Annotated in this window: 18 protein-coding genes and 1 other RNA gene; 5 read left to right on the forward strand and 14 right to left on the reverse strand. The window is 36.7% G+C overall.

What is annotated here, in order from left to right; translation table 11 throughout:
• Positions 1-70: 70 nt before the first annotated feature.
• The 4 genes from CAL6303_RS29485 to CAL6303_RS22010 all read right to left on the reverse strand — a co-directional run bounded on the left by CAL6303_RS29485 (position 71) and on the right by CAL6303_RS22010 (position 5369).
• Positions 71-1308 (reverse strand): ISAzo13 family transposase gene (locus tag CAL6303_RS29485; protein WP_085953333.1). Its coding sequence is split into 2 segments (ribosomal slippage): positions 71-828 and positions 828-1308, totalling 1239 coding nucleotides; the frame shifts between segments, so codons are not numbered across the junction.
• Between the two features lie 129 nt (positions 1309-1437).
• Positions 1438-1791, reverse strand: coding sequence for a hypothetical protein (locus tag CAL6303_RS22000; RefSeq protein WP_015200035.1), 354 nt, complete (start codon positions 1789-1791; stop codon positions 1438-1440).
• A 28-nt stretch (positions 1792-1819) separates the two neighbouring features.
• Positions 1820-3094, reverse strand: coding sequence for a TRAFAC clade GTPase domain-containing protein (locus tag CAL6303_RS22005; RefSeq protein WP_015200036.1), 1275 nt, complete (start codon positions 3092-3094; stop codon positions 1820-1822).
• A gap of 22 nt (positions 3095-3116) precedes the next feature.
• Positions 3117-5369, reverse strand: a complete 2253-nt coding sequence (locus tag CAL6303_RS22010; RefSeq protein ID WP_015200037.1) for a hypothetical protein — start codon at positions 5367-5369, stop codon at positions 3117-3119.
• A 289-nt stretch (positions 5370-5658) separates the two neighbouring features.
• Between CAL6303_RS22010 and CAL6303_RS22015 the strand changes: the two genes are divergently transcribed.
• Together CAL6303_RS22015 and CAL6303_RS22020 are read left to right on the forward strand one after the other, a co-directional pair.
• On the forward strand, positions 5659-6405 hold the full coding sequence (locus tag CAL6303_RS22015; protein WP_015200038.1) for a cytochrome c biogenesis protein CcdA: 747 nt from the start codon (positions 5659-5661) through the stop codon (positions 6403-6405).
• A 51-nt stretch (positions 6406-6456) separates the two neighbouring features.
• Positions 6457-7875, forward strand: a complete 1419-nt coding sequence (locus CAL6303_RS22020) for a cytochrome c biogenesis protein (protein ID WP_015200039.1) — start codon at positions 6457-6459, stop codon at positions 7873-7875.
• Between the two features lie 114 nt (positions 7876-7989).
• Here the strand turns inward: CAL6303_RS22020 and CAL6303_RS22025 are convergent, their stop codons facing one another.
• The 7 genes from CAL6303_RS22025 to CAL6303_RS22050 all read right to left on the reverse strand — a co-directional run bounded on the left by CAL6303_RS22025 (position 7990) and on the right by CAL6303_RS22050 (position 12178).
• Positions 7990-8970 (reverse strand): DNA cytosine methyltransferase, encoded by a 981-nt coding sequence (locus CAL6303_RS22025; protein WP_015200040.1) that lies wholly within the window; start codon positions 8968-8970, stop codon positions 7990-7992.
• A gap of 14 nt (positions 8971-8984) precedes the next feature.
• A complete protein-coding gene (locus tag CAL6303_RS22030) occupies positions 8985-10094 on the reverse strand; it encodes a HindVP family restriction endonuclease (RefSeq protein ID WP_015200041.1) in 1110 nt (369 codons plus the stop codon).
• Between the two features lie 216 nt (positions 10095-10310).
• Positions 10311-10721, reverse strand: coding sequence for a preQ(1) synthase (gene queF, locus CAL6303_RS22035; protein WP_015200042.1), 411 nt, complete (start codon positions 10719-10721; stop codon positions 10311-10313).
• Between the two features lie 39 nt (positions 10722-10760).
• On the reverse strand, positions 10761-11171 hold the full coding sequence (locus CAL6303_RS22040) for a hypothetical protein (RefSeq protein WP_015200043.1): 411 nt from the start codon (positions 11169-11171) through the stop codon (positions 10761-10763).
• Positions 11172-11330: 159 nt separating this feature from the next.
• A complete protein-coding gene (locus CAL6303_RS22045; RefSeq protein WP_015200044.1) occupies positions 11331-11717 on the reverse strand; it encodes a phasin family protein in 387 nt (128 codons plus the stop codon).
• Positions 11718-11763: 46 nt separating this feature from the next.
• An RNA gene (ffs, locus tag CAL6303_RS28725) (signal recognition particle sRNA small type) lies at positions 11764-11860 on the reverse strand.
• Positions 11861-11911: 51 nt separating this feature from the next.
• On the reverse strand, positions 11912-12178 hold the full coding sequence (locus CAL6303_RS22050) for a YciI family protein (RefSeq protein ID WP_015200045.1): 267 nt from the start codon (positions 12176-12178) through the stop codon (positions 11912-11914).
• 185 nt (positions 12179-12363) lie between these two features.
• Here CAL6303_RS22050 and CAL6303_RS22055 point away from each other — a divergent pair, with 185 nt between their 5' ends.
• Positions 12364-12612 (forward strand): hypothetical protein, encoded by a 249-nt coding sequence (locus tag CAL6303_RS22055; RefSeq protein ID WP_015200046.1) that lies wholly within the window; start codon positions 12364-12366, stop codon positions 12610-12612.
• Positions 12613-12965: 353 nt separating this feature from the next.
• On the opposite strand, the gene CAL6303_RS22060 is transcribed toward CAL6303_RS22055, so the two are convergent.
• Positions 12966-13553 carry a methylmalonic aciduria and homocystinuria type D protein gene (locus tag CAL6303_RS22060; RefSeq protein WP_015200047.1) on the reverse strand — a complete coding sequence of 196 codons (588 nt, stop codon included), beginning with the start codon at positions 13551-13553 and terminating at the stop codon, positions 12966-12968.
• A 435-nt stretch (positions 13554-13988) separates the two neighbouring features.
• Between CAL6303_RS22060 and CAL6303_RS22065 the strand changes: the two genes are divergently transcribed.
• Together CAL6303_RS22065 and CAL6303_RS22070 are read left to right on the forward strand one after the other, a co-directional pair.
• On the forward strand, positions 13989-14939 hold the full coding sequence (locus CAL6303_RS22065) for an ABC transporter ATP-binding protein (protein WP_015200048.1): 951 nt from the start codon (positions 13989-13991) through the stop codon (positions 14937-14939).
• A 62-nt stretch (positions 14940-15001) separates the two neighbouring features.
• Positions 15002-16987: an ABC transporter permease subunit gene (locus CAL6303_RS22070; RefSeq protein ID WP_015200049.1), complete on the forward strand. Its 1986-nt coding sequence runs from the start codon at positions 15002-15004 to the stop codon at positions 16985-16987.
• Positions 16988-17050: 63 nt separating this feature from the next.
• Here CAL6303_RS22070 and CAL6303_RS22075 read toward each other — a convergent pair whose 3' ends face one another.
• Together CAL6303_RS22075 and CAL6303_RS22080 are read right to left on the reverse strand one after the other, a co-directional pair.
• A complete protein-coding gene (locus tag CAL6303_RS22075; RefSeq protein WP_015200050.1) occupies positions 17051-17932 on the reverse strand; it encodes a succinate--CoA ligase subunit alpha in 882 nt (293 codons plus the stop codon).
• 682 nt (positions 17933-18614) lie between these two features.
• Complete coding sequence (locus tag CAL6303_RS22080) at positions 18615-19856, reverse strand: ATP-grasp domain-containing protein (RefSeq protein WP_015200051.1); 1242 nt, start codon at positions 19854-19856, stop codon at positions 18615-18617.
• Between the last annotated feature and the right edge of the window lie 247 nt (positions 19857-20103).

The following is a 20103-nucleotide window of genomic DNA, read 5'->3' on the forward strand; positions in this document are numbered from 1 at the left end:
TCTATACACTTGTTATTTGAAGTTAAACAGTGTAAATAAGGGATATTTTGCCGCTAAATAAATGTTGCTATTAAAATGAAATCACGTTTGTTTTACTACAACAAATATCAATAAACCAATTACCTAAATTTGGGAAAACTTCATGATTAGAATCGGTTAGCCGCTCAATCTGTTTTTCGATTTGAGCCATAGCTTTTTTTGTAAGCTTTACCCCATTCTCATAAGTTTCGTGTACTAGCTTAACGACTGGATGTTTCCCGTTCCATTTCATAGTGCTAGCAAAATTTAAAGCCGTTTCTAGTTCATCTAAAATACTCCCATTCCAATGATTTTCTAGTACTGCCCATGTCCTTTCTATTGGATTGTATTTACTATGATAGGGAGGATAATAAGCTAAACGTATATTTACTTGATGTTTGTGAGCAAACTCTACTATACGTTTCATAAATTGGGTACGCCGCGAACTATTCTGCGGACCATTATCTTGATTCAGAAGTAGTGTTTTAACTTCAGAAAAACGATGCTTTTCACAAGACCAAAAATCTTCTAGAATATCAACGATAAAATCACTTGTAACTTTCGATTCTGTAAAGTACAAAAATAACTCGTCAAGCTCTGGAAGAAATATTCCATAAGGAGTTACAGTTGTTTTCGGATTATAATCATGGTCTGATGCTTTCACCCCATCCCGGCTTTTACCCCCTCGGTCAAATGAGCCGATCTTAACACAGGCTTTTCCGTCCATGCTTAGACGTAAAACACTCTTATCTTCATCTGCATCTTTATTTACTACATCTAATTGCTCAAAGATTGCATCAGTTTGTGGGATTTTTTTTGAGGCTGAACTTTCTTTACCCTTCTGAGCTTATAACCTAAATTATTTAATTTGACTCGAATTGTTTCTGATGTATGTAACTTTTCATCACTATAACCAGACTTTTCGATTAATTGCTTTCTAACTTCGGCTGCACTGAGTCTAGTATATAGTCTTTGACTTTTAAAACTCGGATCGGTTTGACTATAGAAGTCAACTATTTTTTTGATATCTTCTAAAAGATTTGGCAGATGTTCTTCTGCTTTGTAACGTCCTTTGCCACTCATGTTATCAACACAAGTAATACCGCTTTTTAATTCTCTTGTTCCTTTGCGAATTGTGTCTCGATTCCATCCTAATTCTGATTGTGCAAGTCTTTGCCCTCCTAAACCTAAGCTTTGAACTGTCGAAGCCATAAATCTACGCTTTTCTGCACCTTTTAATTGAGATGCAGTTTCAATGAACAACTTTTTCAGAGAATCAGTTAATACTATAGTCACCAGTTGCTACACTCAAAAACTCAGTCATTATTCAAATTACTACAAAAGGGGGATGAAGGGGCTGCCGTCGGCAGCCCCTTCATCCCCCTTTAAAATGATTATCATTATTTCCAATGGAATAGTTTATTTTCTGGAAGTCCCAAAAACTTTTTCATTCTCTGGTAAATTATCAGTTATCCAAACTATAGTATTTAAAACTTTCCGTCCTAATTTTTCAGAACGTTGATGTGATTCAATACCTGTGACTTCCAGTAATAGTTTATTTGTCTTTTGATCTCTGAAGAGGAGCAAAGATGGTTTGACTTCATCAATTAAGTCATTAACAATTGCAACTTGATTATTGTTACCTTTGATAACTTGGCGTTGAATTAAACTAGGTTTTTCTATAGGTTGATATTCTTTGCTCTCAATCTTACGCCAATGAATGCCTGTCTTTCCCAGTGCAGAAGTTTTTACGTAAATTTCAAAATTATTCATAATTTGCTCATCCTTATTTATTAATTAACTAAAAAATAGATTGAGGAATTTCTAACCATCTGTGTCCTTGAAGAATCGCAAAGCCGTCACTATTTTTAGAACCAATGGCAAATCTAAATAAAGCATTATTAAAAGCATTTATCTGTTCTTGAGTTGCTTGAACTTTTAGCAAGGTTGATTGAAAATTTGTTTGTATTTCTTGTACACCAACTTGTTTTTGATCAACTTGCTCTTTGGCTACATTCACAGGAGTTTCTCTATCATCAATAAAGTTAGCAATTTCTCTGAATATCCACCACAGATTATTACGCTGATTTAATAGTTTTTGTTTTTCTTCAAATTCTTTTTTTGCTTGTTCTAATTTATCTTTCTCTGCATATAGGGTAGTTTCAAGTTTTTCTAAATTTTCTTTTTCTTGTTGCAAAATCAATTTCTTATTTTCTAAAAAAACATTAATGAGAAATAGTAAGATATACCGAAGTGGTTGTTCTCCATCTTTTGGTTGATAGGGAGCATTTATTGGAGTTTTGTGGTAGTAGAACTTAGTAAAGTTATTTTCATCAGTTTTGTAATGAGAAAAAGTTATATTCCCAATGGTTTGTACTGGTGTTACAACTACAGCAACCTTGTTAATTAATGAATCTGATTTAAAAAAATCTAGTAATTCGCTATAGCCTGTTTTCAAATGGTATAGTAAGCTTTCAGCATCTGCACTGGTTCTTGTATATGCTTCGCATTTAATGGGAGCTAAAATTACTAGACGAGGTGAATCTACATGAGAAAAAGTATCTTTTAATAACTGAGTAATCCGCTGAGAATTATTTTTTTCCTCATGCCAAGTTCCCAGTTCTCCATAACTAACTCGACCTGTCTTTTTTTGCATTAATGCAGTAGTGTCGATAGGAATAACTAAGGCATCACATTGATTTAATTGCTGTTTGATGTAGTCCTTTTGTTCGGGTGCTGCGTCGGGATTAAAGTACTCACCAGAAGGATCAGTAAACCTCAACTTCATGAATTTTTTGCCGCTACTTCCAATTTCAAAGTAAAAACCTTGATCGTTCCAGGGATTTTCTTTAGGTTGCGTTGGGGTAACTTGCTTTTTCAAACGTGGATCTATGTTTTTGAGGATAGATTTACATTCTTCGATTGCACGTAAGCTATTCGTATCATCCACCCATGTTTGCAGATTAGCACGCTCAAATGTTTTATTAAATTCCTCATGCATTGCGGCTAAAAGACTGGTTTTCCCAATTCCTCTTAAAGCAACCATCATAATTTTCAGTTCTTCGCTTCCATTCATGATATTTACTACTGATTATTTACTATTGAACAAAATAAAAATATTCAAGTTGGTTTGCTAACATCACTTGATTAACTGCTTTCATCCATTCTTCTCGCATCTGTCTATCCTGTTCATTTTTACTAAAAATATCAGACCAGATTTTTCCACGAACTCCCCTTAAAAAGTTTCTCCATTCTTTCTGAATATCTTTTTGACGGATGACATTATCAATAAATTCTTCTACCATCGCATACACAGCTTCATTGGGTTCGCATAGCAGTTCTTCTAAAGCAGGTTTGATAGTATTAATTGCTTTGTCATAGTCAATTTCCAAAGCCATTAAAATATCTTCAGCAGTTGTGTCTTTAGAAACGGCAAGGGTTTTATCTGGCTGTTCTAAAACTTGTCCAAATTGTCCTGTCATTGGACTAATATTAGTTAACCCATCTAAGTGTTGGCGAATACGAGGAAGAATTAAGCCACGATAGGATAACTGAAAGTTTGCTAAAATGTGGAATCCAGCTTTTAGTTTTGCTAAACGTTCGGGAATAATATTGCCTATTTCAGTAAAAAAATCTGAGCCTTTAGCTTGGCTTAAAGTAGCTAATTTACCTTGATTTTGCAAAACATCTACCACTTGATTTTTGGCGAATTCAACTACCCGTTTGAGGTTGTCATCTAAGGTTAAAAATCTATGGGCAATTAAGACTCTGAGTTCATCTTGATAGTCTGGATAAGCCCTAAATGCGCTACTAATCATGACGCGATTATTAATTTCTTGTAGGGCATTATCTGATGAGATAATACCTTTGTCTTGTTCACAACTTTCAATTGCGGCAATTACTCCTTCATATAATTCTTCATCAGGTACTTGTCTTTGATACCAAAGTTGTACTCTCAATTCCTGAAGTCCTAAAGCAATATCCTTCCACCAACCGCTCTCATTATTTCCAAAGAGTTCGCTGAAAAGTTCTTCGGTTTCTAGATAATCATCTTCTGAATCTTTTGGTAAAAGTGTTTTGGCTTTGCTCAAAGCAGCATGAACAGATTCATAAATGTTCTGTAATCGCTGTTGACAGGTACTGGAATATTTTTGATCAAGTGCATCAATATTATTAGTTAAGTAGTTTAAAATTGTATCTAATAGTTGGCTAGTGTCTTGGCTATTAGCGCAGTTAGTAATTAAAGATTTTTCGACTTGAATATATTTTTCGGCGATTGTCTCAAATAAATCCTGGCAATTTTTAAAATTATCCCCATTATTAGATTCAGAGTTAGTTTGATTAAGTACTAAAAATGACCATAAATTAATGGGTAACTCAACTAAAGCTGAACGAGCAGCATCGTATAACTTAACATCCACATCTGCCCAATAATCTCCAGATGATTTAGGCATTCTGACAAATAAAACAAAATCAATATCTTTTCCTAATGCTTTGATTAGTTTATCTTCATCCCCAAGACCTGTATCACCTAATCCTGGCATGTCAACTAAGGCAATTTTGCCAACATTAGAATTTGGAAATGTACATATAATTTTGACTTCTTTAACTGCTAAATAATTGAAGAAAATTCTTTTGCCATCGGTTGTATCTTGCGCTACATATTCCCGAATTTGATGTTTTTGAATTCTTCTAGGAGAAATTTCTCTTAAAAGATGACGATATTGGCTGAACTGAGAATGGTATCGCTTTAAATGTTCATACATAGCTCCCGGTTCTGCGTAACCAGGAATATCTTGAGGCAATGTTGGCAAGGGTTTATTTGCAAATTCTTCTACAGTCAGAGGTTTTGCACCCAAACGAAGTGTTTCATAGTAAGGGGTTATTACTTCATCTAAAAATGAACGCTCGGAATGAAACCACACCTCACCATAAGCATCCACATTAGGTTCATGATAAATAGTACTACGAACTCCCGTACAATGCTGGCGATCGCCATCAGGAATTTCTGCTGTACTTAATCCTGTTAAGCTTTGTAAAAGACGGCTTTTTCCCTGTCTTGCACGTCCGATAACTCCAATATTGAGGGTATCGCGGGAAAAACGGTTTTTCAGCTTAATTAAGGCTGTTAGCTCAGATGCGATCGCTAATTGAATGGGATCAAAATTAATCCCCCTAAGCTTTCCAGTAATATCTGAATTACCAAGTTGAGTTGAAAGATAGTTACGACGCTCCTCAAGTTGGTGTAGAGCAGCAGAAAGTGTTTTTAAGTTCCCTTCTACCCCTTCAAGTTTATGTACTAGGGGTTTCCGCTTTTCAATAATGTTGGCGATGCGCGTCGTTATATCCATTGGATAGCATAGTTAAGGTAGCATTTAACCAATATATAACACTGAATTTATTAAAATTTCCTGTATAAAAACCTTTAGTTTTCATCATCTGTTTGTAATATATAGTCAAACGGATCAGGTATGCGATCGCATATTCAGTTCAAGGCTGGTTTTATAGTATTAATAACCTTGGTTTAAACTAATATTTGACAAATAAGCTAATTAATGCATATATAACAGCTAAAAGTAATCAGCCGCGAAAATACGCTAAAATTCAAGCAGAGCAAGCCTCCCCATTCAACTAACATCCATGCTGGAAACTCTGCAAACCCAACTTTATCAACTTGAACATTTTGCCGATAGAATTGTCGCTAGTCAGCTTACCCATCTAAGTTTTGTGAGTATCGGTGTGATATTCCTGGCTGGTTTGTTAACTAGTCTCACACCTTGTATGCTGTCGATGCTGCCCATCACCATTGGTTATATTGGTGGGTATGAAGCTAAAAGTCGTTGGCAAGCAGCAGCACAATCAACTTGGTTTTCCCTGGGTTTAGCTACTACTTTGGCGGTTTTAGGTATTTTTGCCGCTGGTTTTGGGAAAGTATATGGACAGGTGGGAATCGGTTTACCAATTATTGTGAGTGTTTTGGCGATTTTGATGGGGTTGAATTTGCTGGAAGCTTTACCCCTACAGTTACCATCATTTGGTGGTACTGATTGGATTTCCCCAAACTTACCTTCAGGTTTCCGTGCTTACTGTATTGGTTTAAGCTTTGGTTTAGTGGCTTCACCCTGTAGCACACCTGTTTTAGCGAGTTTGTTGGGATGGGTAGCAACTCAAAAAGATTTGGTTTTGGGTGGAGTTTTGTTACTCAGCTACACCTTGGGTTATGTGGCACCGCTGATCTTAGCGGGGACATTTACTGCTTCAATAAAGAAGTTACTAGAATTGCGTCGCTGGTCAAGTTGGATTAACCCTGTGAGTGGGGTGATGTTGGTGGGATTTGGGCTATTTTCGCTACTTTCCCGGATTCCTTTGGAAAATTTGAAATTTTAAGCCGATTTTTTGGAAAACCCTGATTTAAATTAAAAATTAAAACTAGATTAAATGACTATTGATAACTCCACCGAAAAAGAATTAAACTGGCTTTCACTGATAACGCGATCGCTTAAACAAGATTTCCTCCCAGTTTTAACAGATCTACGCTTGGCAATCATTCTGCTATTAGTGATTGCAGTGTTCAGTATTAGTGGAACTGTAATTGAACAAGGACAATCAGCAGCTTTTTACCAGGCTAATTACCCGGAAAGTCCAGCTTTGTTTGGTTTTCTCACCTGGAAGGTAATTCAAATCATCGGTTTAAACGAAGTTTACCGAACTTGGTGGTTTTTAGCGCTACTAATATTATTTGGTACTAGTCTCACAGCTTGTACTTTCACTCGTCAGTTACCTGCACTCAAAGCTGCACAAAAGTGGAAATTCTACAATAAATCTCGACAGTTCCAAAAACTGGCACTCAGCGCAGAATTTAATGAAGATAACCTGAGTCCAAATTCTTTACAAACTCTGAATCAAATCCTCCAAAAGCGGAGTTATAAAGTTTTCCAAGACGAAAACAACACCCTCTATGCCCGTAAAGGTATCATTGGTAAAATTGGTCCCATCATTGTCCACATCGGCATTGTTGTCACCTTGTTAGGTTCTATTTGGGGGGCAATGACTGGATTTATGGCTCAAGAAATGGTTCCTAGTGGGGAAAGCTTCCAAGTTAAAAATATCATCGACGCTGGACCTTTTGCAGCCAAACAAGTTCCCCAAGATTGGTCGGTGAAAGTTAACCGCTTCTGGATCGATTACACTGCTACTGGGGGAATCGATCAGTTCTACTCTGATATGTCAGTGATAAATTCCCAAGGTCAAGAAGTTGATCGTCAAACCATTTTCGTCAATCAACCATTACGTTATCATGGTATTACCTTCTATCAAACTGATTGGGGAATTTCATCAGCAAATGTTCGTGTCAATAATAGTCCCATTTTCCAGTTACCCATGGCACCTTTGGAAACCAACGGTAAAGGAAAACTTTGGGGAACTTGGATTCCTACCAAACCAGATTTAAGTGAAGGTGTATCTCTGCTGGCAAAGGATTTACAGGGAACAGTTTTTATTTATGATTCAAAGGGACAATTAGTTGATACCGTCCGTACAGGTATGTCAACCAAAGTTAACGGTGTTACTTTGAAAATTCTTGATGTAGTTGGAAGTACAGGTTTACAAATTAAATCAGACCCCGGTATACCCTTAGTTTATACTGGCTTTGCCTGTCTCATGGCTGGCTTAGTCATGAGTTATTTTTCTCATTCCCAAGTTTGGGCATTGCAGGCAAATAATCGGTTATATGTAGGTGGTAAAACCAATCGTGCCCAAGTTGCCTTTGAAAGGGAAATTTTAGAGGTGTTAGATTCGCTAAATGTTGCTAATCATGATAATCCAGGTGTTGCCGAATCATTACCTTCTAATATTTAGCTTGGGGTTTATGGCATCTTTGTACAGATGCCTTGTACATTAACTGGAATCTTTGTGGGATTGAGATTACTTTAGCTAACAACTTCTTACATGTTCCATACATAATATTACAAGTTAGGATTGCAACGCTAGCTGTTTTTCTTTTAGTTGGTACATAGAATCACTTTGAATATATTCAGCTATAGAATTAGCAATGTACTCAGCTAATTTTACTGGTACTGCATTGCCAATCATTTGTTCTAAATTGGTCTTAGATTGATTCTTATCATCAAAAATAAAATCTTCAGTAAATGTTTGAATTCTACTTCTTTCAATAGTTGTCAGGGGACGTAGCTTTTCAGTCACTGGACAAAGATCACCTGAATGTAGCTTATATGTTTTTGGTATTGGTCTATTTACTCCCCTAATCGTTGGACTTGGTTCATCTATACTAAAAATTCCTCTTCTTTTATAACTTCTGGGATGCCTATAATAATATTGGACTCCTAAACTATCTCCGAAATAGTCTCTGATAGTCATTGGTGTTTGAGAAAGATTTTTAGTGATATATGGAAGCAATTCATCATCATCGCCATCTAACTTTCCAATACAAATATACCTTTTTCTATTTTGAGGAACACCACAAAGGCTAGCTTTAATTATAGTTTCTGTTAAACCATAGCTATTAGCTCTAAACATATTAACTATTTGAGAATATTTCTGAGTTTTTTTATATCCTTCAACATTTTCCATCAGAAACCACTTTGGACGATTTGATATGACTATTTCTGCAAAAGATATACTCAAATCTCCTCTACCTAAATCTTCATTCCTTTTGCCTGCACTGGAAAAGTCTTGACAAGGAGGTCCACCAATTATCATATCAAAATCGATATTTTGGAAAAGTTTATCATCACCTTTTAAATTACTTAAATCATAATTATATATGGGGTGAGAAAAGTTTTTTTTGTAAACTTCAATAGCTGGGTTCCAATTTTCAAAAGCTCCAACAATTTTAAATCCTGCATTTTGAAACCCAAGTGATAAACCTCCGCACCCCGCAAAAAGATCAATAACTTTTAAGTTTGGTAATTTATGATTAATAGAAGATTGCATAATTTGACTTAATATTAAATATATTTCAATGACTCATCAAATATTTCTGGATTACTCAGAATAATTCCATCAAAACGTCTTTCAGGACTTAGATAGTTTTGTCCTCCACCAAGAATAATATTTTTTATTTCCTCTTTTTTTATTCTTGGATTTATTAATTGTGGAGATTTCATATATCCATAAGTACCTATTCCATTTATTGCAAAAGCTTTGTCATTTTTTGTGTTGTAAGTGTAATTGTCAATAATAAATTGATGATTAATTTTACCATTACTTGCAAAATCGTATAGCATTTTCGCAAGCCAGACTACACTTCTTGTAGATCTTGTGATAGTTTCCGCATTTTTAGCTGCCTTTTTTGCTACGTCAAAAAATAATCTTGTAAATGCGAAATCACTCCAAATAAACATATCTAAACAATTTGTAAATAATTTAGAGGTTTTTCCTACAGTTTTCCATACTGGTTGCATTACTAATGGCGACTGAATATCTAGATAATTTAAAAGTAAATTATCCATACTTACCACAATTTCAGATATTTTAGGGAGAACACTTCTAATACTAGTTAAATTATCTATTGTTTGAAATACCGGATCTAAGTATTCCAAAATAGTTTCTTTATTATGTTGGAGCTTATCTGCAATACTTAGGGCTAGGTAAACTATAGTATCGGGTCTGACAACAATTTCACAGCCATATCTATCATCACTCAATCGATATGTAGAGTTATCTGGTAAAGCAGTTAGTTTAATCTCAAGACTTTTCAGACATGAGTCTTTGTTTGTTTTGATATCTTGAGTAACTAAATCTACTCTTGGGAGTTTTCCTATGACTATTTTTCTGTAGGGTAAATAATCGCTTTCAAATGCGAAGAATAATTTCTCTGATAGGGGAACTTCTCCAAAAAGCTCAGTTACAGTGATTTGCTCCTGAATAATATTAAGAGATGAATTTAACTTAAGATACACTGGCTGCACTTGGATACTATGCATGTAACAAGCAAGGGAAGCTGGAAAAGAGGAATTAAATTGATTTTTTCCCCAACTATCTTTTTGTAAAAAGTCTCTATTTGAGTTGGAGAGTCCAAATAGGGAAGGTTTTCTTTGATTTTCTTCGACGATCATAACTGACGAAAAGAGTGTGAATTATCACCACATTATTATCATGTATCTGGAGGTAAGTCGCTAGGTTTACTTAAATATCAACCATTGCCAGGATACTTAGTGGCTTTTATCACTTATGAAGTTTTCGTATGATCATCTTGTAGGTTGGGAAAATCTCTACTTCATAGCGGTTTCCCAACCTAGATTAATTACGAACTCTAAAGCTAGTATGAAAAATTATTTCACATGCTTGACTTCAACCACGGTATGCACATTCCCGCGTGGAGTAAAATCAGTCTTAACAGTTGCTTCCAAAGGATCACAAGCTGCGACAAAATCATCTAGAATTTGGTTCGCTGTCTCCTCGTGAGAAATATAGCGATCGCGGTAACTGTTAATGTATAGTTTTAGTGCCTTTAGTTCTACTACTTTCTCGTTGGGAATGTAAGATAAGTAAATGGTGGCAAAATCTGGATATCCAGAAAATGGACATTTACAGGTAAATTCCGGCAAAGTAATATCTACGTTGTACCTCCTACCAATTCGAGGATTTGGGAAAGTGATCAGTTTGCCTTCACTAATCTCACGTTCACCATATTTCATTTCTGGAAATGATTGAGATGCAATTTCTGGTGAGGAACTACTCATAAATTTGATGCTACTTAAATTCTGAACTTTGAATCTATCCTAAAACTCTTCCTCTTGCCAGTCAGGACAACTGGTTTCTTCCCAACCGGAAGGATGCATTCCACATACTAACAAGTTACCACCATATACTTGACCATGGTAGTGAAGGCAACCGATACAAGCGGGGTTTTTCTCTGGGGTTGCTTCTACTCCGTAGGGGAAAGCCGGATCTAAACCAAAATCAGTGTTAGGAACATCATTAGCATCCCAATACCCATCTAAAAATGGTTCGGCAATATCTTGTAGGTATTGATCTACTTCGGTAGCAATTGTATTCTGAACTTGTTCGCCTAATTCTTCTGTTAATTCTAAGAAATTATCTACTGCTTCTGTCATTCCTGTAAAGAAGCTTTCGACTTCATCAGCCAGTGTTTGAAATACTTCCCAAAAATCCTTTTGCCACTTATCCATAAAGTCGTCCCTAGCTGGCTTGTGACGGTGATGATAGCTTATAGTGCAAGCCGATACTTCTAATATTACGCTGTCAAACACCAATTTTTAGTTTAAACTAGGCGACTGCATATATTTGTGAAATTATACTATTTGGGTAATAAAAATTAATAGATCTAACTACTGGTCTTTTTGTAAACGCCGTAGTTCTTCTTGCATCCGTTTCACTTGGTCGCGCAAACCATCTACATCATCTGTAGGTGTGCTTTTAGTGCTGCTTGCTGGTTCATCCTCTTCAAGAATTTCTATCCGTCGGGGTTCTGATGGTGATGAGTTCTTAGTTTCATTGATGGGTGGCTGTTGTTGCTGCGCCTGCTTCATCATTTCTTCCACTAAGCGGCGGGCTTCTTCGGTGGACATTTCGCCCCGCGCAACCATTTCATCAGCTAGTTTTTGCACTTGCGATCGCAACTCGGAAATTCTTCCTGTTGCCTTCTCGCCAGCATAGGAAGCTAAACCAACACCAAGATAAAAAGCTTTTTGAACGATGTCTCCAAAACCAGGCATTGTTTTTGCGTTTACGCGATCGCGTCAAGAAAAAAGTGAATTGTCAAGGTGACCGGAGTCTACGCCTACCACAAGCATCCCGTATTGCTGCTACCTTCCGGTTCTGACAAAGTTTGGGCGTTGAAGTCGCATAGATCCAGTCGTCTACCACTATAGCACTAAAATCACAAAACTGGGCAATGATATCCCGAATCTCATTCCTCAACTATTCGCCACTCATGGAGCTGATACTCCACACAGCCAGCTTGTACCAAAGGGTCAGATGCAACAATCGCTTCTGCTTCTATTATTGATGCAGCTTCAAAAATCATCATTCCCCCACCTCTTTCAGCCCAATACCCAGTTTTTGCATGATGTCCTTTAGCGATTAAATCCCGAACATAAGCTGTATGAGCGGGTACATACTGATCAAATATCGGCTTTTCAACTTTCCCCTGCTCAATTTTGACAAAGATAGGCATTATTTTCCCTTTTTTTTCAGAAGTCAGATGATATGAGTTTCTAATAACTTTCTCATTTCTCAAATATTTTGCTACTTAAAATTAAAGAAAGTATATTTTCAAGCTAAGTTATTTAGTTCTTGCGGAATAGTCCAAATCTGTCTTGAGGTATATAACAACAATATCAAAATCCCAAGGATAACATCATGCAAGAATCTACACATTCCTCCAAAAATTCTCAAACAATTGTAACCAGTGCGATGAAAAACTGGAAAACAACGGCAATTGGAATTACTCTTTCTTTTACTGGTTTTGTTGCGTTTACACCCGATACATTTGGGGGAGATAAAACTGCTTTTGTCCAGGTGTGTAAATATGTTACATCCGGTGGACTGGCTGTCCTGGGTATAACTGCGAAGGACTTTAATGTGACTGGTGGTGGTACTGATGAATAACTGAATGTTGAGCCAATTCTTATTTATCGCTATATATTCAGTAAATATTGATACTGTTTCAGGGTGCTTGTGAAATCAAGAGTTATTATTTATGACGGCAATTACAATGCCTCAATTGCCACAATCCAGGTATGTTCAAACAGGTTATCACCAGATTGATTTTTAGCACCTATCAGTTATATTTCGATAATTGTGCTTTATTTCTGGTGTTAATCTTTAAAAACTGACTAAACTAATAAACTAAATTCATATCCGCATCTCCATCCAAATTCTTTGCGAATACAACCTGTATAACTAGAATTTTCTCGTCTTTGATCCTAATTTGGAATTTATGGATGTCACTTGAGACTACATTAAGATTCCGCAGTTAGTATACCTAACTCTTGAGTTTGCTGGTCATACCATCCATGTAAATTACCAATAGTTCTGATTGCCCACTCGATCATAATTGGTGGTGCTGTGGAAACTAAAATACTAGGATAAACTGCTGTACCCCATTGGGGATGAACTAAAACGCGGCATTGGTTTTTGATTATTGGATAACCAAGTAAAGCTTTGACTGCTGCTGTGTCATCATGGGGAATTTGACCTGGGTGGGAAAGTAGTGGATAACCTGTTCGTGGATCGATTAAATCGGTTAAATAACCACAATCGCGCAAATTAAAAGCCACATCTAATCCAAAGCGCATGAATTTTTCCCGTAACCTCTGTTTTTCATCAGAAATAACGGTAGTATCATGCACCAATTCAAAACGCGATCGCTGTAACACCACAACCACTAACATGTTAGGTTGATTTCTCCAATCAGGTAGTATACGCTCACGATGAGCGCAAAGATATTCACTTGGAGAAGAAATCCCAATCTCAACTGCTTGACTCTCATCACCAACCAGTGTGAAAAGGTGACTTTGTTTAAAAGCTGAAAGGTTGAAATAGTTCACTTACTTGATAATGTTTTGAGATTGTTTTTAAATTATCCTGACACATAAATAATAACCCTTTTAGTTTTCTAAAAATCATCCATTTGAACCAAAATAACTACTCAACAAACAAAAATATCCTGTGATAATAAATTTTTAATATTTTCTTAATATTTTTTCATTCAACTCCAACAGTAAAAGACTGTAAATAAATCAAAATAGTCCATTATGATTTTGCCTATCTCTGGTGTCATGGTTTCTGCTGTGCTTTGTATTAAACCCACCATTGTCGAGACGTAGCAGTGTTACATTTGTTGGACAGGACAGTTCATCTGGGATTTCTGTAGATTGATAAATTTTTGATGAAGATGGTTTCATTTTCGGTAACGAACCAGACAAAGCTTGTAGTTGAAAGTTAGGTTAGTTGTTAATTATAAAACCGTCTTTATCTTAGCTATGGTACAAGAATTAGCGATTCGCACCTCAGGATTAACTAAGCAATTTGATAAACATATCGCTGTTCATGAAATTGACTTAGAAATCCAAGGTGGAGAAGTTTATGGTTTGATTGGTCCCAATGGTGCAGGGAAAACAACCTTAATTAGGATGTTAGCAACTGCTGAAGAACCAAGCTGTGGTGAAATCTACATCAATGGTGATCGGTTATTACGTGACAAAAGTAATCCGACTCTGAAGCGTCGTCTTGGGTATCTACCAGATGACTATCCCCTATATCCAGAATTGACAGTTTGGGATTACCTTGATTATTTTGCTCGATTATATAAATTACGAGAACCTCGACGTACTCAACGTTTACAGGAAGTTTTGGAACTGATTCAACTGGAAAATAAGCGTCATAGCCTAATTTCCACATTATCACGGGGGATGAAACAACGGCTGTGTTTAGCCAGAACCATCATCCATGAACCAATTGTATTGCTGTTGGATGAACCAGTTTCTGGACTCGATCCTATTGCCAGAATGCAGTTTCGGGAAATCATCAAAGCACTGCAAGAAGCGGGGATGACTATTTTAATTTCTTCCCATGTTTTGAGCGATTTAGCAGAACTTTGTACTTCTGTGGGAATCATGGAATTAGGGTTCTTAGTAGAAAGTGCATCTTTGCAAAACCTTTATCAACGACTTTCGAGGCAACAAATTGAGATTACTACCCTTGGTAAAATCGATACCTTGGTGGGGGAACTCAAAAATAACCTCTTAGTCAAAGATTGGGAGTTAATGCCAACAAAAGATCGTGTCAGGGTGAATTTTTCTGGTCAACAATCAGATTGCGCTGATTTGTTACGGAGTTTGATTGATGCAGGTGTTTCTGTGACTAATTTTCACTGCACTCAAGAAGATTTAGAAACAATTTTCCTGAATTTAGGACATAAACAAGCTTCCTAAAAAATTAAACTTAGTAGTAAATTATGGAAATTATTAACCTTTATTCGGAGTAAAATCAAGAAATGCTCAATATCCTGGATAAAATCGGAGATTGGAATCCGCAGTTAATGCGAGAACTCAAGGGAAGAGTCAAATTATTTCCAGTATTAATTACTACTGGAATATCTTTTTTACTACAAGGAATACTTTTTCTACTTCAAATTACATCTCTTCCTGGTGAGAAGTATTCTGTTGGTGATAAATATTGCAAACTAGGAGAAGGGTATAGAAATGAAAGAAGACTTTTAGAGAACGCTGCAACAACAATTCAAAATGAAATTTACAAATATAGCAGCAAAATTAACTATGATGCAGAAAAACTCAATTTAGCTAAAGAACAACTAAAAATTAATAAACTAGGTCAAGATAAAATTAATAATATTTTATCTAGTAATAATGTCTTCTGTCCTCAAAGCCAAATAGACTACACAGGTTGGTGGACTGAGCATAACAAATATATGTTTTTGGCTTTAACTGGTACCTTTGTTTTTGTTCTATTAATTGCTGGGACATACCTTTTAATTAATAATCTCACGCAGGAAGAAAGAAAAGGAACTCTAAATTTTATCCGTCTCAGTCCTCAATCTGAGTCTAGTATATTACTGGGAAAAATGTTGGGTATTCCAATTTTAATCTACATTTTAGTTGGGACGGCAATTCCATTTCATGCATTTGTGGGATTATCTCTCGGTTTTAATCTTATCCAGATTTCCCTATTTTATTTAATGTTAGGAGCTTGTTGCTTCTTTTTCTACAGTGGAGCGCTTTTATTTGCTTTAGTTAGCCAATTTTATAGAGGGTTGCAGCCGTGGTTGGGTAGCGGTGCAGTGATGTTTTTCTTATATATAATATCTGCGACTTTTGGGACAGGTTTTCCTCTAAATCATGCTGCGGTTTGGATCAAAATACTTGTACCATGGGATTCGATTATTTATCTTTTCCCGAATCTATCTTCATTCAATTCTGTAAATTATAGTTATAGTGGGTTGATGGATTCGTCCAATTCAATGTTAACTGAATTGCAGAAACTACAGTTTTTCTTCATCCCAGTAGGTTCCACTTTATTTGGTTTCATTGCGATTAGTTTGGCGAATTTTGGCTTTTGGAGTTATTGGATTTGGCAAGGTTTACTACGTCGTTTCCGAAATCCTAATGCAACTGTAATTAGTAAAGTTCAAAGTTACTGGTTAGTGGCTTCATTCCAAGTAATATTGTGGGGATTTACACTTCAGCATTCAATTAATTCCTACTACCCTCATACTGAGTACAGTTATAAAAAAGTAACTGGCTTTTCTGGATTTTTTGATTTAAATCAGCAGATTATACCGAATTTGTTTGTGATTCTTTTCTTCAACATTGTGCTACTGACAGGATTAACTATCATTTTGTCCCCACAGCGTCAAACGGTTCAAGATTGGGCAAGATATCACACTGTCAGTTCTAGTAGTCGTCAAGGTTGGTGGAAAAATTCAAAATTGCGGGATTTATTGTTGACTGATAAGAGTATTTCCGTGGGTGCGATCGCACTGAACCTAGGAATCACATTAGCACCAGCTGTAGTGTGGCTACTCATATCCCCAAGCTTAAACATCCACCAAACCGATTCGCTAGATGTCATCATCAATGAAATTGGTAGATTCAAGTCAATTTTAGCCATCGGTATGTTTGTAGCAATAGCGATGATTTATGTCACCATTTTCCAGCGAATGCTCATGCTAAAAACTGCTAAACGCTACTTTTGGGCAGTTGGTACTATTACTGCTTTGGCGTTTATTCCCCCAATCATGCTGTGTACATCAGCTATAGATCCCACCAAATACCCACTCCACTGGTTGATTTCCACATTTCCTTGGGCAGGTGTGTATCATTCGTCAACGCCAGAAATTATGGTGGTTTTATTAGCTCAAATTGGAGTTTTAATCTTTTTGTTCACACGTCTGACAAATCAAGTTCGTTTAGCTGGAGAATCTAGTACCCAAGCTTTGTTGAAAAATAAGACAAAGGTTTAGAAAAAAATCTTGAGGGGCTGTAAATTCAGAATTCTGCATCCAGAATTCTGAATTTACACATCTTCACTTCAACAGTTTCCTCACCAATTCTGGAATTTGGGAAGGACGTTGAGCGACGGGAATTTTGGCTTCTGCAAAAGCCTTAAGTTTACTTTTAGCACTACCAAAGTCGGGATCGCGTCCGATAACAGCAGCGAGAGTTCCAGTTTGTCGCCAATGCTTTTCAGGTGGTGCTTGTGTCCCGGCAATATAAGCAACTACGGGTTTCTCGATTACCTCGGCAATATAGCGCGCTGCTGCTTCTTCGCTACCTCCTCCAGGTTGCCCTACCAAAACAATTAATTCTGTGGTTTCGTCTTCGTCCAAAATTTGCAACCACTGAAGAAACGAAGAGCCAACAATAGCGTCACTACCAATACTGACGCTCATTGATTGCCCTAAGCCTGATTGGGTTAACTCCCTAGCAATTTCGTAGATTAGGGTCGTGCTACGGCTAATTATACCTATATTTCCAGGTGTATAAAATTCACTTGGTTGAGTACCCAGAAGAATTTTACCGGGGACAATAATACCGGGACTATTGGGACCAATAATTAGGGTTTCACTGGCTTCGGCTTTGCGAAGTAACTGCACCATATCCAGGGGTGGTACTCCTGGAGAAATGATAATTATTTGGCGAATATCAGATGCGATCGCTTCTAGGGCTGCGTCCAATACTTTATAGGGATGTACGCAGATAATTGTAGTATCAATTAATCCAAATTTTCCTACCACCTCTTCAATTAGGTCAAATACTGGTAGATTATATAGTTCTTCTCCTCCACATCCTGGGTTGATTACAGCGACCAAATTCGTCCCATATACTTGCATTTGGGAAATGTCGGTTGCTGAGATAAATTCGCTAAAGCCTTGAATGATAACTTTGCTGTTTGGCGTTAAATTCATAAAAAAGCATGGTAAACTCGGCTACTTACTACCTAAGATTAGTGAATAACAGTGACACAATCTTGGGTATCGAAGCCATTTAATTTTGATTGAATATAGGAAAACTTTATTTAGACTCAGAACTGGAAATAAGCTGGTTCAATTAAACCTTATACCTAATTCACGGCAGGCAATTAGTTAGCATGAATATAACTATCTCAAAAATCACCCCCCGCAATCTGTGTAATAACTTTGACAGATGTATTTAAATAATGGTAATCGATATTTTGAACTAACTGCTGTGAGCATAAGTAGTAAAAAATGCAGAATTCAAGTTGAATAAGTCTTGAATATCTAGTACAGTTCGACGTAAATAAGGCAACCATTCAAAATAGACAAAAAGCCTATTTTATAAGCTTTATTCCTTCTGCCGACCTGTACTAGCTTCAGAACCTGTGCAAATAGATTAACTCCCTTGTCTCTTCCTGCTAAAATTACCACGTATCAGTCCAACTTATGAGAATAGTGGGCAAATAACCTTCTCTTAACCTAAAACCTTTGCTAATCAAGAGTTTTGAAATTAAAATTTTCGGAAATGCTAACTTCTGTTAATGTATTTAGCGATAGAAGAAGACTTGCGGGTAACTTTGGTCTTCTTTCTTGTCTGTGATTCCGTGTTGAGATGAATTGCCCAAGGAAGTGTTCACTTGCGTTGGTTCGATTTAGCTAGTCGGATGGCTTCTGCGATCGCGTCATCCAAATTATCTACAATTGATATGAATACATCTGTAGTCGGATTTTGCTGGGAAACAAAAGTTGCTAATTCTTGTTTAGCGTCATCGAAGTCAGAACCTGCAAGTCTAATTACCAAACGTTGGTGACTTGCTTGTCGTCTGGCTTTACTGCCATTAGTGGATGTATTGTAGATTTGGGAATTATTTTTTTGATACTCAATAAAGCTGGTGATCACATTTGCGACTTCGTTGACTTGGGGAACGCTTCCTAGGAGATTAATTAGTATCACCTGAATACTCTTATCGTTACCCAGAATCTTCAAAGCTTTTTCTAAGCGATCGCTAAATTTGGTGGGAGATGCATTTATTGGGGAAGCATGACGTAGATTTAGACATGTACCCGGTTTTCCGCCTGCGTTGGCAATCAGATCCATGGTACTCATCACAGAGCCAGCCCCGTTGCCTAGTATACCTACTTTTCCATACCCATCAGTATTTTCATGGTTTCTTAAATTCCCATTATTATCATTTTTAATCTGACGATTAGCTATTTTTTTGGCTACAAGGGCAATGTCGGGATGACGAGCGATGGATCTTTCGTTGATGGCAACGCTACCGTTAAGTGCCATCACTTGCCCACTAGCATTAATTCCTAGAGGATTAATTTCTACCAAATCTAAGTCTTTTTGCAAGAACAAATGATACATTTTTTCGATGACACTACTGACAGATTGCATCAGTACACCTTGCAATCCCATTTTTAATGCTAATCTACGGGCATAAAAGGGTGAAAACTCCTGATCTACAACAATATGCTGCATCTTTTCCCCCACTAATTCCCAATCATCAATATCTCCTTCAGGACAACCAAGCAGAATTGGACGACACATTGCAGTATCTAGGACGACTGCTAAGTATATTTCCATCTCCGCATTGTACTTAGTTTCTGCCAAAACAACTTCTGGCAATTCCCCAACAATCGATAAATTAAAGATGTTCTGTGCAGATGCGATCGCGTCAATGGTGGTGTCTGCAAATCTGACTCCGCCCGATTTTAACCTACCGCCCCCATAAACTTGAGATTTTAGAACTATGGGGAAAGGAATTTTTAAGCGCTTTAAATCTGTTGGATGATCAATTCGTTGAGACGGTAATACTGGGATACCAATATCACCAAACCATTCTTTAACTTGATACTCTAATAAGTCCATTTGATACACACCTAGTGATTGTTCTTTGATACTTTCATTCTTCTAATGTTAGGTTCACAGCTTTTGCTATATTCCAAAATCACAGAAGCTCTACTTGGTTCGTTTATAAATAATTACTTTGACTAATATTAATTCTATCTAATTCCGGTAATTGGGTAAATTCAATGTATGAATTCTCAAAATTATGTCCTAAATTTGTAGCATAAAAATCAATTTAGCTGTTAAAAGGTAATTATACTAACATTAA

This window comes from Calothrix sp. PCC 6303 (assembly GCF_000317435.1).
GTDB lineage: Bacteria > Cyanobacteriota > Cyanobacteriia > Cyanobacteriales > Nostocaceae > PCC-6303.

What these genes read in the sequence shown, in the direction of transcription:
- CAL6303_RS22000 (WP_015200035.1), bottom strand. Translation starts at nt 1,791, where the DNA reads ATGAATAATTTTGAAATTTACGTAAAAACTTCTGCACTGGGAAAGACA.
- CAL6303_RS22005 (WP_015200036.1), bottom strand. Translation starts at nt 3,094, where the DNA reads ATGAATGGAAGCGAAGAACTGAAAATTATGATGGTTGCTTTAAGAGGA.
- CAL6303_RS22010 (WP_015200037.1), bottom strand. Translation starts at nt 5,369, where the DNA reads ATGGATATAACGACGCGCATCGCCAACATTATTGAAAAGCGGAAACCC.
- CAL6303_RS22015 (WP_015200038.1), top strand. Translation starts at nt 5,659, where the DNA reads ATGCTGGAAACTCTGCAAACCCAACTTTATCAACTTGAACATTTTGCC.
- CAL6303_RS22020 (WP_015200039.1), top strand. Translation starts at nt 6,457, where the DNA reads ATGACTATTGATAACTCCACCGAAAAAGAATTAAACTGGCTTTCACTG.
- CAL6303_RS22025 (WP_015200040.1), bottom strand. Translation starts at nt 8,970, where the DNA reads ATGCAATCTTCTATTAATCATAAATTACCAAACTTAAAAGTTATTGAT.
- CAL6303_RS22030 (WP_015200041.1), bottom strand. Translation starts at nt 10,094, where the DNA reads ATGATCGTCGAAGAAAATCAAAGAAAACCTTCCCTATTTGGACTCTCC.
- queF (WP_015200042.1), bottom strand. Translation starts at nt 10,721, where the DNA reads ATGAGTAGTTCCTCACCAGAAATTGCATCTCAATCATTTCCAGAAATG.
- CAL6303_RS22040 (WP_015200043.1), bottom strand. Translation starts at nt 11,171, where the DNA reads ATGGATAAGTGGCAAAAGGATTTTTGGGAAGTATTTCAAACACTGGCT.
- CAL6303_RS22045 (WP_015200044.1), bottom strand. Translation starts at nt 11,717, where the DNA reads ATGCCTGGTTTTGGAGACATCGTTCAAAAAGCTTTTTATCTTGGTGTT.
- CAL6303_RS22050 (WP_015200045.1), bottom strand. Translation starts at nt 12,178, where the DNA reads ATGCCTATCTTTGTCAAAATTGAGCAGGGGAAAGTTGAAAAGCCGATA.
- CAL6303_RS22055 (WP_015200046.1), top strand. Translation starts at nt 12,364, where the DNA reads ATGCAAGAATCTACACATTCCTCCAAAAATTCTCAAACAATTGTAACC.
- CAL6303_RS22065 (WP_015200048.1), top strand. Translation starts at nt 13,989, where the DNA reads ATGGTACAAGAATTAGCGATTCGCACCTCAGGATTAACTAAGCAATTT.
- CAL6303_RS22070 (WP_015200049.1), top strand. Translation starts at nt 15,002, where the DNA reads ATGCTCAATATCCTGGATAAAATCGGAGATTGGAATCCGCAGTTAATG.
- CAL6303_RS22075 (WP_015200050.1), bottom strand. Translation starts at nt 17,932, where the DNA reads ATGAATTTAACGCCAAACAGCAAAGTTATCATTCAAGGCTTTAGCGAA.
- CAL6303_RS22080 (WP_015200051.1), bottom strand. Translation starts at nt 19,856, where the DNA reads ATGGACTTATTAGAGTATCAAGTTAAAGAATGGTTTGGTGATATTGGT.